The 14387-nt window shown below is 49.3% G+C and carries 10 protein-coding genes; 6 read left to right on the plus strand and 4 right to left on the minus strand.

All coding sequences use genetic code 11. The annotated features are described in order from the left end of the window. Window positions 1-23: 23 nt before the first annotated feature. Genes narI through narH form a run of 3 tightly spaced genes read right to left on the minus strand, consistent with a single transcriptional unit; the run spans window position 24 to window position 2937 of the window. Entirely contained in the window at window positions 24-707 is a 684-nt protein-coding gene (narI, locus tag CKV66_RS07560) for a respiratory nitrate reductase subunit gamma (RefSeq protein WP_197697447.1), read from the minus strand. Between the two features lie 2 nt (window positions 708-709). Next, window positions 710-1378, minus strand: coding sequence for a nitrate reductase molybdenum cofactor assembly chaperone (narJ, locus tag CKV66_RS07565; RefSeq protein WP_085362530.1), 669 nt, complete (start codon window positions 1376-1378; stop codon window positions 710-712). Continuing rightward, window positions 1378-2937 (minus strand): nitrate reductase subunit beta, encoded by a 1560-nt coding sequence (gene narH, locus CKV66_RS07570; RefSeq protein ID WP_085362529.1) that lies wholly within the window; start codon window positions 2935-2937, stop codon window positions 1378-1380. Before narH ends, narJ begins: the two co-directional genes overlap by 1 nt. A 494-nt stretch (window positions 2938-3431) precedes the next feature. On the opposite strand from narH, the gene recA reads away from it, so the two are divergent. The 6 genes from recA (at window position 3432) to CKV66_RS07600 (ending at window position 12266) form a co-directional block, all read left to right on the plus strand. Next, complete coding sequence (gene recA, locus CKV66_RS07575; RefSeq protein ID WP_085355456.1) at window positions 3432-4478, plus strand: recombinase RecA; 1047 nt, start codon at window positions 3432-3434, stop codon at window positions 4476-4478. A gap of 142 nt (window positions 4479-4620) precedes the next feature. Then, window positions 4621-5883, plus strand: coding sequence for a putative DNA modification/repair radical SAM protein (locus CKV66_RS07580; protein WP_085362528.1), 1263 nt, complete (start codon window positions 4621-4623; stop codon window positions 5881-5883). Between the two features lie 24 nt (window positions 5884-5907). Next, the gene (locus CKV66_RS07585; RefSeq protein WP_085362527.1) at window positions 5908-6672 is read left to right on the plus strand and encodes a TIGR03915 family putative DNA repair protein; all 765 of its coding nucleotides are present in this window, start codon (window positions 5908-5910) and stop codon (window positions 6670-6672) included. A 247-nt stretch (window positions 6673-6919) separates the two neighbouring features. Further along, window positions 6920-9208, plus strand: coding sequence for a Tex family protein (locus CKV66_RS07590; RefSeq protein ID WP_085362526.1), 2289 nt, complete (start codon window positions 6920-6922; stop codon window positions 9206-9208). Between the two features lie 53 nt (window positions 9209-9261). Then, window positions 9262-10842, plus strand: a complete 1581-nt coding sequence (locus tag CKV66_RS07595) for an AAA family ATPase (RefSeq protein WP_085362525.1) — start codon at window positions 9262-9264, stop codon at window positions 10840-10842. Further along, window positions 10833-12266, plus strand: coding sequence for a VWA domain-containing protein (locus tag CKV66_RS07600; protein ID WP_085362524.1), 1434 nt, complete (start codon window positions 10833-10835; stop codon window positions 12264-12266). The genes CKV66_RS07595 and CKV66_RS07600 overlap by 10 nt, the downstream gene beginning before the upstream one ends. 89 nt (window positions 12267-12355) lie before the next feature. Here CKV66_RS07600 and CKV66_RS07605 read toward each other — a convergent pair whose 3' ends face one another. After that, entirely contained in the window at window positions 12356-14362 is a 2007-nt protein-coding gene (locus CKV66_RS07605; RefSeq protein ID WP_085362523.1) for a lytic transglycosylase, read from the minus strand. Window positions 14363-14387: the final 25 nt, after the last annotated feature.

A 14387-nucleotide genomic window follows, 5' to 3' on the forward strand; every position in this document is an offset into this window, starting at 1 on the left:
TCGAAGATATCGATTTCCCGTGCTTAACGGCGGCGAACCAGCTGCCATGCGCGGCCGAGATAGGCGACGCTGGCGAAGCCACTCCACACGTGTACCAAGCGGGTGAACGGGAAAATCACAAACAAACCCATACCCATTACCATATGCAGTTTGAACAGGAAGTTCACGTCTTCGATATGGCTGGCGGCTTCACCGCGGAAGGTAACGATGTGCTGCGCCCAAGTCATCAGTTTCACCATTTCGTGGCCGTCGGTATGGCCCATGCTCACGAAGATGGTCAGCAAGCCCAAGCCTAAGGTGATGATGAGCCAAATCAATACCAATTTGTCGCGCCATGTGGTGTTGGCGGCCAAGCGGTCGCATTTCAGACGGCGTTGCAGCAGGATAATCAAACCGATCATCGCCATCACGCCGAAGATGCCGCCCATTACCATCGCGAAAATCTGCTTGGCACTGTGGGAAACGCCCAACGCGTCCCAAAACCATAAAGGCGTGAGCAGGCCGAACAGATGCCCGAAAAACACGGCCAAAATGCCGACGTGAAACAGAATGTTGCCCAAGCGCAATTGGCCTTCGTAAAGGATTTGGCTGGATTCGCTTTTCCACGAATATTGCTCGCGGTCGAAGCGCACGAGGCTGCCGAAGAAGAAAATCGCGAGGGCAATGTAGGGGAAGATGCCGAAGAAGAATTGGTGCAGGGTATTCATGTTTATGCTCCTGTTTGGGCCGTCTGAAAAGCGGCTTTAGGATAAAACTGTACGGTTTCGACGCTCGGTTTCAAGAGCGGCTCGGTGCCGGAAATATCGGGGCCGAACGTTTCCATCGCTTCGTCCATATCGCGCACGGGCGGCTCGATGAGGGGCTGCGGTGCTACCGGGCTGAGGGCTGTGATGCCTTGCAGCAGCACGGCATAGGGCGAACCGTTTTTCTCGAGTTTGCCGCCGATGTGGGCGATCACATGCACGGCATCGCCCAACAGTTTTTGCGCGTGTTCGGGCGGCACTTGGCTCAGGTATTCCAGCAATACGGGCAGGTAATCGGGCAGCTCATCGTTGCCCAGCTCGAAACCGTGGTTACGGTATTCTTGCAGCAAGTCCACCATGGCGCTGCCGCGGTCGCGGTCTTCGCCGTACACATGCTCGAAAATGTAGAGCGCGTGGTTGCGGTTGCGGTCGAAAGTGGCGACGTAGTTTTCCTGCAATTCGCGCAGGCTGTGGCTGTTTAAATAGTCTAAAAAGCTGTTCAGACGGCCTGCTTGTGTTTGCAGCTCGGGCCATTCTTGTAAGGCCGTCTGAAATTCAGACAGGGCTCCGATCAGCTCGGCTTCGGGGTAGCACAGCAGAGCGGAAAACCATTTGTAAACAGGATTCGCGCTCATCAGCGTACTCCTTCTTCACGGTTTTTCTCGGCATCTTTGCGCAGGCCGTGGAAGATAATCGGCGCGCCTTTGCGTTTGCCGAACAAGCTCTCTTCGCTGCTGCCGCCAGAGCAGCCGTTGCCGAAGGTAAAGCCGCAGCCGGCTTTGTCGCCGAAGCTGTTTTCCACCATTTCTTTGTGCGAAGTCGGAATCACAAAGCGGTCTTCATAATTGGCAATCGCCATGATTTGATACATGTCTTCCACCATCTCGGGCGTGAGGCCGGTGCCTTCCAGCGTTTGCGCCAGCGTTTCGCCGTGAACCACCTGCCCGCGTTTGAAGCGGCGCATGGCAATCATGCGTTCCAGCGCGAATTTGATCGGCTCGACTTTGCCCGCAGTGAGCAGGTTGGCCAGATATTTCAACGGGATGCGCATTTCGTCCACGCTCGGGATGATGCCGTTTTCGCCCACCAAACCGTTTTCGATGGCAGATTGAATCGGCGAGAGCGGCGGGATATACCAAACCATCGGCAAGGTACGGTATTCGGGGTGCAGCGGGAACGCCACTTTCCATTCCATCGCCATTTTGTATACAGGCGATTGTTTCGCCGCATCAATCCAGCTTTGGCTGATGCCTTGTTTCAAGGCTTCGCGTTGCACTTCAGGATCGTGCGGATTCAAGAACACCCCCAGTTGTTGCTCGTACAAATCTTGCGGATTTTCCACCGAAGCGGCTTGTTCGATTTTGTCCGCGTCGTACAGCAGCACGCCCAAATAACGGATGCGGCCCACGCAGGTTTCGGAACACACGGTCGGCTGGCCGCCTTCGATACGCGGATAGCAGAACGTACATTTTTCGGCCTTGCCTGAAGTCCAGTTGTAGTAGATTTTTTTGTAAGGGCAGCCGGATACGCACATGCGCCAGCCGCGGCATTTGTCTTGGTCTATCAATACGATGCCGTCGTCTTCGCGCTTGTAAATACTGCCGGACGGGCAGGAAGCCACACAGGTCGGGTTCAAACAATGCTCGCACAGGCGCGGCAGATACATCATGAAGGTTTGCTCGAATGCGGCGTGCATGTCTTTCTGAATGCCTTCAAACAGCACGTCTTTCGCCCGCTTCTCAAACTCGCCCGCCAAATCGTCTTCCCAGTTCGGGCCCCATTCCACCTTGTCCATTTTTTTGCCGGTGAGCACGGAAATCGGACGCGCGGTCGGCGGCGTTTTCATTTTCGGCGCGTTTTGCAGATGTTCGTAATCGTAGGTGAACGGCTCGTAGTAGTCGTCGATTTTCGGCATATTCGGGTTGGCAAAAATATTCGCCAAAATCTTCAACTTACCGCCCTGCTTCGGCACCAGTTTGCCATCGGGCTTGCGCACCCAGCCGCCGTTCCATTTGTTTTGGTCTTCCCAGTTTTTCGGAAAACCGATGCCGGGCTTGGTTTCCACGTTGTTGAACCAAGCATATTCCACGCCGTCGCGCGAAGTCCACACGTTTTTACAGGTAACGGAGCAGGTGTGGCAGCCGATACATTTGTCTAAGTTCAGAACCATGCCGACTTGTGCTCTGATTTTCATGGTAGTGTTCCTTTTGGTTTGGTTTTCAGACGGCCTCTCCGGTAGTGGCAGGCCGTCTGAAAAACGGCTTCGTCAAGTGGTTGCTATCGCTGTATTAAAACTTTTTCACAGATAGAAGCTTAGTAGATGGCGTGCAAGAAAAACATGCGTCTAAAGAGCAGGCGCAGGCAGCAAAGGAATGTAGGCCGGCTAGCTGAAAAGGGGAACGGAGGTAGTTATTTGGGAGTATGGCGGGCAGTTGGAATACCTATTTGAATGCACGGGCAGCACCCGATCCGAGCGAATAAAACCAATCGTTTCGGCATACGATTGAACTTGAGTATTCACCCGCCTGCCTGAAATACGCCGCAAAAATATTCAGACGGCCTCAACCGCTACGGCAGGCTATATACCCATCAGGCCGTCTGAAAGCCCGATGAAAACTTTTTCGGAAAGCAGCGATTTATGCGATAATCTGCGCCGAAATCCTTACCATCATTCCACACGGAAACATCATGTCAGACGAAAAAAGCAAAGCACTAGCCGCCGCGCTCGCGCAAATCGAAAAAAACTTCGGCAAAGGCTCCATCATGAAGATGGACGGCAGCCATAAAGACGAAAATTTAGAAGTCATCTCCACCGGCTCGCTCGGTTTGGACTTGGCGCTCGGCGTGGGCGGCCTGCCCCGCGGCCGTATCGTCGAAATCTTCGGTCCCGAATCATCCGGTAAAACCACCCTGTGTTTGGAAGCCATCGCCCAATGTCAGAAAAACGGCGGTACCTGCGCCTTTATCGATGCCGAAAACGCATTCGACCCTATCTACGCCCGCAAACTCGGCGTGAAAGTGGAAGAACTGCTGGTTTCCCAACCCGACACCGGCGAGCAGGCGCTTGAAATCTGCGACATGCTGGTACGCTCCGGCGGCGTGGATATGGTCGTAGTCGATTCGGTCGCCGCGCTCGTGCCCAAAGCCGAAATCGAAGGCGAAATGGGCGACAGCCACGTCGGCCTGCAAGCCCGCCTGATGAGCCAAGCCCTGCGCAAACTCACCGGCCACATCAAAAAAACCAACACCTTAGTCGTATTCATCAACCAAATCCGCATGAAAATCGGCGTGATGTTCGGCAGCCCCGAAACCACCACCGGCGGTAACGCGCTGAAATTCTACGCCTCCGTGCGCCTCGACATCCGCCGCACTGGTTCCATCAAAAAAGGCGACGACGTTTTGGGTAACGAAACCAAAGTCAAAGTCATCAAAAACAAAGTCGCCCCACCCTTCCGCCAAGCTGAATTCGATATCCTTTACGGCGAGGGCATCAGCTGGGAAGGCGAACTGGTCGATTTGGGCGTGAAATACGATATCGTTGAAAAATCAGGCGCATGGTACAGCTACAACGGTGCCAAAATCGGCCAAGGCAAAGACAACGTGCGCGTATGGCTGAAAGAAAACCCCGAAGTCGCCAACGAAATCGACGCCAAAATCCGCGCCAAAGTCGGTGTGAATGTGCAAATCACCGAAGGCACGCTGGACGATACCGACGGCGAACAGCCTGAAGAATAATCGGCAAAGCAAATCCATTCAGGCCGTCTGAATTTTCAGACGGCCTTCTCTTACGCCTCAAACTAAGAAAAAATTTAGCTGACTAAATAAAATCTCACAACTATAATAAAAAAACATGATTTTCTTTAATCAAAGCTAAGCTATGGACTATCAAAAAATCAGCCGCAAGCTCGAAATTTTAGCCGACGCGGCCAAATACGACGTTTCCTGCTCGTCAAGCGGCGGTTCGCGCAGCAACGACGGGCAAGGCTTGGGCAACGCTTCGCGTGCGGGCATCTGCCACAGCTTCACCGAAGACGGCCGCTGCGTATCGCTGCTGAAAATCCTGCTGACCAACCATTGCATCTACGACTGCGCCTACTGCGCTTCCCGCCGCAGCAACGACATCCCGCGCGCGGCGTTTACGGTCGATGAAGTGGTGGATTTGACCATGAGCTTTTACCGCCGCAACTATATCGAAGGGCTGTTTTTGAGTTCCGGCATCTTCAAAAACGCCGATTACACCATGGAACGCTTGGTGCGGATCGCCAAAAAACTGCGCGAAGAACACCGCTTTCACGGCTACATCCACCTCAAAACCATTCCCAAAGCGTCTGCCGAAATCCTGCACGAAGCCGGGCTGTATGCCGACCGCCTCAGCGTCAACATGGAAATCCCCACCGTTTCCGGCCTCAAGCTGCTCGCGCCCGAAAAAAACCACAGCGATATGACGCAGCCGATGGCGTTTGTCCGCAACGAAATCGCCGCCTTTGCCGACAGCCACAAAACCATCAAATCCACGCCCAAGTTCGCTCCCGCCGGACAAAGCACGCAGTTCATTATCGGCGCGGCAGGCGAAACCGACCGCCAAATTATCCGCGCCGCCGGCGGCTTTTACCGCCATTACGGCCTCAAGCGCGTGTATTACTCGGGCTATGTGCCGGTATTGGAAGACAAACGCCTGCCGCCTTTATCGACGCAAGTGCCGCTGCGGCGCGAAAACCGGCTCTATCAGGCCGACTGGCTGATGCGTTTTTACGGCTTTTCCGACCATGAAATCTTAGATGACCAACAACCTTTCCTCGACTTAGATTTCGACCCCAAACTCGCTTGGGCGCTGCGCCACCGCGAATGGTTTCCCGTGCCGCTGCAACACGCACCGCTCGAAACCATCTTGCGCGTGCCCGGCATCGGCGTGAAGTCCGCCCGCAAAATCGTGCAGGCCCGCCGCTTCCGTATGATTACGATGGCACAGCTGCGCAAAATGGGCGTGGCGCTCAACCGCGCGCGCTATTTCATCACCCTACCCGAACCCAACCGCTACGCCGACTTAATCGACAGCCCGCAACTGCGCGGCCTGCTGCTGCAAAACACACGCTCCAAGTTCAGCCAAAGCGATGCCGTGCAAAGCGATTTATTTGGCTGAACCGTGCCGACAGGAATCCCATTCATGCGTTTCATCTTGCATTACGACGGCAGTTTCGACGGCCTCTTAACCGCCGTGTTCCAAGCCTATGCACGCAAATACCCGCTCGACAGCGTACACATTACCTGCGATGCCGACGACACCGATTTATTCGGCCAAAGCGAAACCATCGCCACCGAGCCGGAGCAGGCACAGCGCGTGTTTCAACGCTTGGAACGCCAAATCGGCTGCCGCGGCACGCTCAAATTGCTCTACGGCTTTTTATCCGCCACCCCCGAAATGCCCGACACCTTTTTACGCATCGTCCGCCTGGCGTTGGCGCAATCCGGCCGCCGCGACATTTTGAGCGACTACGGCCATTATGATGTGATGCAGTGGGCGAAATGGGTGAAAAGCGTCGGCCACGAAAAGCACCGCATGGAAGCCTTTGTGCGCTTTGAAGAAATGGAAAACGGGCTTTACCTCGCCCGCATCGAACCGCAATACGACGTACTGCCGCTGACCGTGCGCCATTTCCGCCAACGCTATCCCGCACAACAATGGGCGGTTTACGACATGCAGCGCGGCTACGGCATCTTTAACCATTCAGACGGCCTCCATCCAATCAGCGACTTAGCGCAATCCGGCATCGAAGCCCACTATTCCGACCGCGAACGCGATTACCAGCGGCTGTGGCAACGCTATTTCCACAGCACCACCATCCTCTCCCGCCGCAACCCGCGCCTGCACCGCCAGCAGATGCCGCAGCGTTACTGGAAATACCTAACCGAAAAACAGCCGGCATTCTGATTCAGACGGCCTCCCTAATTTGATTGGTCAACATGAATGATTTTTTAAGCCCAACTCCAAGCAGTCAAAGCATAATCCGCTGTATCCGCAGCAGCTTTTATCCGCCGCTGTAAACCTTTGCCTTCGAGGCCGTCTGAAACATTGTTCCCATTCCTGCAAAACCCTGTTTTCAGACGGCCTTTTCCTTTGCCAAACCTCCCCAAAACCGCTATCCTTTTCCCTTTTTTTCAGCTTCAACACCTTCACCATGAACATCATTTCCACCATCGCATCAGAATTAAACGCCACTGCCGCCCAAATCCAAGCCGCCGTCGAACTGCTTGACGACGGAGCCACCGTACCCTTTATCGCCCGCTACCGCAAAGAAGCCACCGGCGGGCTGGACGACACCCAACTGCGCCATCTCGCCGAGCGTCTGCAATACCTGCGCGAATTGGCAGAGCGCAAACAAACCGTTTTAAAAAGCATTGAAGAACAAGGCAAACTCACGCCCGAGCTTCAGACGGCCATCGAAGCAGCCGACAACAAAACCGCGCTCGAAGACCTCTACCTGCCCTACAAGCCCAAACGCCGCACCAAAGCCCAAATCGCCCGCGAAAACGGTTTGCAGCCTTTGGCGGAATTATTGTTACAAACGCCGTCTGAACACCCCGAAACCGCCGCCGAAGCCTATCTGAACGCGCAAGTGCCCGACACCAAAGCCGCGCTCGACGGCGCGCGCGCCATTCTGATGGAACAGTTCGCCGAAGATGCCGAGCTGCTCGGCAACTTGCGCGAAAAACTGTGGAGCGAAGCCGAAATCCATGCCCAAGTGGTTGTCGGACAAGAAGATGCCGGCGAAAAATTCAAAGACTATTTCGACCACCGCGAACCCGTCCGCAACATGCCCAGCCACCGCGCGTTGGCCGTATTGCGCGGCCGCAACGAAGGCGTGCTGCAAGTCGCCCTCAAATACCAGCCCGACGAAACCCCGATCACCGAGCAGAGCGAATACGAAAAAATCATCGCCAAACATTTCGGCATCGCCGATCAAGGCCGCCCCGCCGACAAATGGTTGCGCGACACCGTGCGCTTCACATGGCGCGCCAAAATCTTCCTCTCGCTGGAGCTTGAAGCCTTAGGCCGTCTGAAAGAAGCCGCCGACACCGACGCCATTACCGTATTCGCCCGCAACCTCAAAGACCTGCTGCTCGCCGCCCCAGCCGGCCGCCTCACCAGCATGGGTCTCGACCCCGGCTTCCGCACCGGCATCAAAACCGCCGTGGTGGACGACACCGGCAAACTGCTCGACACCGCCGTCGTCTATCTGCACCAAGAAAACAACGCCTTAACCACCCTTGCCCGCCTCATCAAACAACACGGCGTGAAACTGATTGCCATCGGCAACGGCACCGCCAGCCGCGAAACCGACAAACTCGCCGGCGAATTGGTCAAAGGCCTGCCTGAAATGGGGCTGCACAAAATCGTCGTTTCCGAAGCCGGCGCGTCCGTTTATTCCGCCTCCGAGCTGGCTGCCAAAGAATTCCCCGAGCTGGACGTTTCCCTGCGTGGCGCCGTCTCCATCGCCCGCCGCCTGCAAGACCCGCTGGCCGAATTGGTGAAAATCGACCCCAAATCCATCGGTGTCGGCCAATACCAGCACGATGTCAACCAAAGCCAACTCGCCAAATCACTGGATGCCGTGGTGGAAGACTGTGTGAACGCTGTCGGCGTAGACGTGAACACTGCCTCCGCCCCCCTGCTGGCGCGCATTTCCGGCCTCAACAGCACGCTGGCACAAAACATCGTTGCCTACCGTGACGAAAACGGCGCATTCGACAGCCGCAAAAAACTCCTCAAAGTACCGCGCCTCGGCGAAAAAACCTACGAGCAGGCCGCAGGCTTCTTGCGCATCAATGGCGGCAAAGAACCGCTGGATGCATCTGCCGTCCACCCCGAAGCCTACCCCGTCGTCGCCAAAATGCTCGACGACCTGCACATCAAAGCCGCCGATCTCATCGGCAACCGTGAAAAAATCAAACAAATCAAGCCCACCAGCTACACCACCGAGCAATTCGGCCTGCCCACCATCATGGACATCCTCGCCGAACTCGAAAAACCCGGCCGCGACCCGCGCGGCGAATTTCAGACGGCCACCTTTGCCGAAGGCATCAACGAAATCAGCGATTTACAAGTCGGCATGATTTTGGAAGGCGTCGTGAGCAACGTCGCCAACTTCGGCGCATTCGTCGACATCGGCGTACACCAAGACGGCCTCGTCCACATCTCCGCCTTGTCGAATCGGTTCGTCCAAGACCCGCGCGAAGTCGTGAAAGCCGGCGACGTAGTCAAAGTAAAAGTGCTGGAAGTCGACGCCGCCCGCAAACGCATCGCCCTAACCATGCGCTTGGATGACGAAGCAGGCAACGCTTCGGTAAGAAGCGACAGGCCGTCTGAAAACCGACGCAATGATAGCGGTAGAAGCCAGCGTAACCAGCGCGAGCAGACACCGGCTAATTCGGCAATGGCGGATGCGTTTGCGAAGTTGAGACGATAGAAATTTCTTTAAATTATCAAGATTATATTTCAATAATTACAAAGGAAAATATTATGAAATCAAATAGTAAATATATAAACAAGTACACGAGAATGGTTAAAGATGTTGAAAGTTTTAAGAGCCATATGAAGAACACAATGCAAAAACGTATTACTGACTTGTTAAGTCAACTAACTGACGGTATTCACGAACGTGATCAAATTATGGCACTTTCTTTACTAGGAGCTATTGCAGGCCACAACACATTTTTATTTGGCCCTCCCGGAACTGCTAAAAGTCTGATTTCTCGCCGTTTAGCAAGTGCATTTGAAAATCCGCATTATTTTGAATATTTAATGAACCGTTTCAGTACTCCCGAAGAAGTATTTGGACCGGTGTCTATCAAAGCTTTAAAAGAAGATCGTTACATTCGCCAAATTCAAGGTTATTTACCAACCGCTGATTTTGCGTTTTTAGATGAAATTTGGAAAGCAAGCCCTGCTATTTTGAATAATCTATTAACAATTATTAATGAACGTATATTTAAAAATGGTGATGAGCAAATCGAAGTGCCTCTAAAGGCTTTAATTGCAGCTTCCAATGAAATTCCACCTGAAAATCAAGGTTTGGAGGCTTTATATGACCGCTTTATTCTTCGCTTATTTGTACCACCCATTGAACAAGAGGAAAATTTCAACCAGCTTTTAGACAGTAAACCAAGTAATGATAAGCTTGAAATTAGCTCTAATTTGCGAATTAACTACCACGAGCTTACTAAATGGCGCGACCAGCTTCATGAAGTCAAGTTGAATGAAGATACTCTTTTAATTATCAAATCTATCCGAAAAGAACTGACTGAACGATTTGATGAATTGGGTGTTTATATATCAGATCGCCGTTGGCAACGTGCTGCTACACTTTTAAAAGCCGCTGCATTTTGTAATGGGCGGAGAGAGACTAATCATAGTGATGTTACTTTATTAAAATATTGTTTGTGGACAACACCTGATAATCGAGAAGCAGTGGAAAAAATTGTGATGAATTCGGTAAAATCTTGTGGATTTAATACTGATGTTGATTTAGCTGCCTTAGATAGAGAGAAAGAGAGCTTAGATAAAGAAATTAATAAAGAACTCTATTATTCCAAAGACATTTATCAAACAATAACATTACCTGATGGGCGACAATATTTTAAAGTTATTTGGGAAGATGTAGGTAATGACCCTTTGTATATTAAATGTTCATATTTAAAAACTAATCAAGATTTTAATCTTGTCAACAGTAATGGCAATGGATACCCACATATAACTGGTAACTTTAATGGTCAAGGATCTTGTAAATTAGAATACAAAAATTACTATCATAGAACCGCCACTTTTACTCCTAAAGTTTTGTTTCATAAAGGTGATAAGAAAGAAGATATAAACATTAGATTAATTGAATCTCTTGCCCAGTCTGTTTCAGAAATTCGTAAGCAACTTGTCGATGTGTTAAAACAGGTTGAGAAAAAACATACAGACTACCAGAAATTCCTACAAAGCCCGTTTGTCACACAATCCGATATTGATGTTGCCGTCTCAGGAATCTTAGATCAAATTGATAAACTTAATTTGCGAATTAAAGATTGTGAGCGTTTGGAATCATTATGTCGTTAAATAGCAAATTATCTGAACAAATCCGTTGGATTAAAGCCTCATTGAAAACAGATTATGCAGATCTGTTCAAACGGTATGGGTCTTTAAATGAGCAAATTCAACAACGATTGGTTGATTGGCAACATAAAATTCGATTGAATCTATTGCAGAAAAATCCTTTTATTGTGCATGAAAACAACTTAGCTAAAAGTAAGACAGGAACTTTTGATCAAACATTGATCAATGACTACCAAAATTTCTGCCAGCAAATAGGGAGGCCGTCTGAAAAAGATTTTTGGCAGGCAGAGTTGAAGAAAAATGAAAAAGTAAAAAAAGACCAAAAAAGCTTGCTTTTGAAACTTTTTACTGATAAATGGCAGCAGCAATTAGACCACGCAAAAGCACAATGGTATTTAGAGCAGTTAAATCAACTGAGACAGGAATTTCTAACAGGAGTTAAACAGGATTTAGATCTCATTCGGCAACTTGCCCAACAATTAGAGCAATTCGGGCTTGAGGCAGGATTATGGCTGGATAATAGTATTGGCAACCTAAGTGATCAAAATATTGAAGAAATGAAGCGCTGGTTGAATTATCTAAGTCAAGATAAGACCGCCAAACAAATTGCAGAATTACTTGGAAAAATGCGCCAAATTGAACAGTCTGAAAAAATTGAGCAAGTAAAGCAAACTGTATATATGAATAATCCTAAAGTGGATATTAATTCACGAGAGGAAATCATCGGATTACGCTTAAGTAAAGATTTAGAACATGTATTGCCATCCGAATTGGCTTTAATGGCAGATGAAGATACTTCAGTCTTATTTGATTTGAAGTTTTTAGAATCTAAGTTAATGTGTTTTGAATTACAAGGTATTATTTATGAAGATGCACCTGTAGAAATCACCGTGGAGCAAACAACCAAAGATGATGAAACACTTGGCCCGATGATTTTATGTATAGATACCAGTGGTTCCATGCAGGGATTGCCTGAAAATATTGCTAAGGCGATGGCTTTATTTTTAGGTATAAAAGCAAAAAGTCAAAATCGCTCTTGTTTTATTATCAATTTTTCAACCAAAATTGAAAGTTTTGAAATTACCGATACAACGGGAATATCAAAACTAATTGAGTTTCTACAAAAATCTTTTCATGGCGGTACAGACGCTGCTCCAGCATTAAATTATGCTTTAGAAATGATGGGGCAAGATAACTATAAAAAAGCAGATTTGCTGATGATTTCTGATTTTATTATGAGTAGTTTATCTGAAGACGTACTAGATGCAATAGCGCTTCAACGTAAAGAAGGTAATCAATTTAATTCTTTAGTCATTGGTAATACATTTATGTATGAGCGATTAAAAACTCATTTTGATCATGAGTGGATATTCAATCCACATGAACAAAAAATTCATGAACTTACATACTTTACACAAAACCTCTAGTTAAACAAACAACTAGACTAGAAAAATATCATTAAAAAGGCACCTGTGTATACAAGTGCCTGTTGTAAAGATAGCAAATATAGCTTAAATCAGCTACCCATCAATTTCAAACGTTGGCCCGGAGTCACTGTGCGGGTATTACGGTTCCAACGGCGGATATCATTAATATCCACATTGAAGCGGCTTGCAATGGTATTCAAAGTATCGCCTTTACGCACGGTATAAGAAACATTACGCACGGCATTACGTTGGGTTGATGCCGCAGTAACTTTCAGCACTTGGCCTTTACGGATGCTGTTACCTTTGATGTTATTTACCGTGATCAAATCAGCAACACTGAGATTGTAGCGTTGGGAAATATTAAATAACGTATCTCCTGCTTCTACGCGGTGAGTGTTATTTGCCAGTTTCGCAGCAGCATTGGCACGAGCCAATCGGGTTTCGGTACGTTGCTGTTGTTTTGCTCGACTTGCGATAATTCGATCAGTGCGGGCTTTGGTAGCTGAATCTGCTTCAAATTGAGCCAAGCTGTTTCTCACGCTTTCAGCAGCATTCAAACGATTTTGTTCTGCATCATCAACCAGGGCCAATAAAGGATCTTGTGCTTCGGAAGATGCCGGAGCACGGTTAGGTAAAGTAGCATCATTTTCAGCTACATCCACAGGCGCGTCTGAAGGTGCCGGTTTTTCAGGAGCAGGAGTGGCTGATGTTTGGGTTGGCAACGGTAAAGGTTCTGCTACTGCTACAGTAATGGCATCAACCGGAGCTGAGTTTTCGGCAATCAATGAGGCTGCAATGGAAATCGGTGCGGGAGCTGCTGGAGTTTCAGCAGTTTCTTTTACCGGCTCTGATTTAGCTGCCAAAATGGTAATCGGCGAAAGATTCGATTCTACTTGTTTACTGTCAGAAATACCGTTAATTTGCTGAACGGTCACTACGTTAGTTTCGTAACGTTCGGGAAGTTGAATGTTTTCGGGAAGTTGAATGTTTGTAGCTTGCGCAACCTGTACGATTTCAGGAGTATTAACCTCTTTTTTGCTTGGTTGGGTTAATGCAGCAATATTAATGCCTGAATCAATAGCGGGTTTGCCTGTGAACTTGCGGTCGGTTGAGTCATTATCCCACGCAAGCTGAATATCATTTCTAATGCTTCGATAGTTTTTCTCGAAAGTAGAAGTAGCATGAGCCGGCAAAAGAAGTTTGCGGTTTGCTTTGGGAACAAATACAGAACCATTAAAAGCCGGATTCAAAGCTAAGAATTCACTTTCGCTGATGTTGGCCATTTTGGCGATTGAATTTGTGTCAAGCGGCTTATCTAATGCAACTGCTTTAAAGTAAGGTTTATTTTCAATTTCACTCAAACCCATACCAAAGGCTTGGGGATTATTGACAATATTTCTTACGGCCAGCAATTTGGGAACATAATTGCGAGTTTCGGCAGGCATACGAAGATTTTCATAAACCGGGTTCAAACCTTGTGCGCGGGCACGTTTGATTGCTCGGCTTACGTTACCTTCCCCCCAGTTGTATGCGGCTAGAGCAAGCGACCAGTCGCCAAACATACCGTGCAGATATTCGAGATAGTTCAATGCTGCGTTAGTGGCAGCATACACATCGTGACGACCATCATATTGTGCGGTACGCTCTAAACCGAAGTGACGGCCGGTAGCAGGCATAAACTGCCATAAACCGGAAGCGCCAACATGAGATTTAGCTTTGGTAACAAATGCGCTTTCAATAAAGGGAAGTAAAGCGATTTCCGCAGGCATATTGCGCTTTTTGACTTCATTGGCAATATGGTACATATAAGGTTTGCTGCGGTTGATGGTGCGGTCGAAATAAGCGCGACCTGCTGAGAATTTGCTTTCGTGACGGCGTACAAGTTCTGAGTTTACTTCTGCCATGCGGAAGTCTTTACGCATAACATTCCAAAGGCTGCCTGAAGCAATATTTTTTTGCTCTTGGTCCAGTAATGATGAGTTTAACCGCATCATTGCCATGCCTGTTTGAGTAGAAGGAGCTGCATGAGTATATGCGGCACCAGAAACTGCCGATACGCCTGTAACGGCTAGGGCTATAGATTTTAGTTTCGCCATAGTCTCAAGAAATTCTAAATAGTTA

The sequence above is a fragment of the Neisseria zoodegmatis genome (assembly GCF_900187305.1).
GTDB lineage: Bacteria > Pseudomonadota > Gammaproteobacteria > Burkholderiales > Neisseriaceae > Neisseria > Neisseria zoodegmatis.

Coding starts and splice junctions, on each gene's coding strand:
- recA (WP_085355456.1), top strand. CDS start 3,432: ATGTCAGACGAAAAAAGCAAAGCACTAGCCGCCGCGCTCGCGCAAATC.
- CKV66_RS07605 (WP_085362523.1), bottom strand. CDS start 14,362: ATGGCGAAACTAAAATCTATAGCCCTAGCCGTTACAGGCGTATCGGCA.
- narI (WP_197697447.1), bottom strand. CDS start 707: ATGAATACCCTGCACCAATTCTTCTTCGGCATCTTCCCCTACATTGCC.
- CKV66_RS07595 (WP_085362525.1), top strand. CDS start 9,262: ATGAAATCAAATAGTAAATATATAAACAAGTACACGAGAATGGTTAAA.
- CKV66_RS07580 (WP_085362528.1), top strand. CDS start 4,621: ATGGACTATCAAAAAATCAGCCGCAAGCTCGAAATTTTAGCCGACGCG.
- narH (WP_085362529.1), bottom strand. CDS start 2,937: ATGAAAATCAGAGCACAAGTCGGCATGGTTCTGAACTTAGACAAATGT.
- narJ (WP_085362530.1), bottom strand. CDS start 1,378: ATGAGCGCGAATCCTGTTTACAAATGGTTTTCCGCTCTGCTGTGCTAC.
- CKV66_RS07590 (WP_085362526.1), top strand. CDS start 6,920: ATGAACATCATTTCCACCATCGCATCAGAATTAAACGCCACTGCCGCC.
- CKV66_RS07600 (WP_085362524.1), top strand. CDS start 10,833: ATGTCGTTAAATAGCAAATTATCTGAACAAATCCGTTGGATTAAAGCC.
- CKV66_RS07585 (WP_085362527.1), top strand. CDS start 5,908: ATGCGTTTCATCTTGCATTACGACGGCAGTTTCGACGGCCTCTTAACC.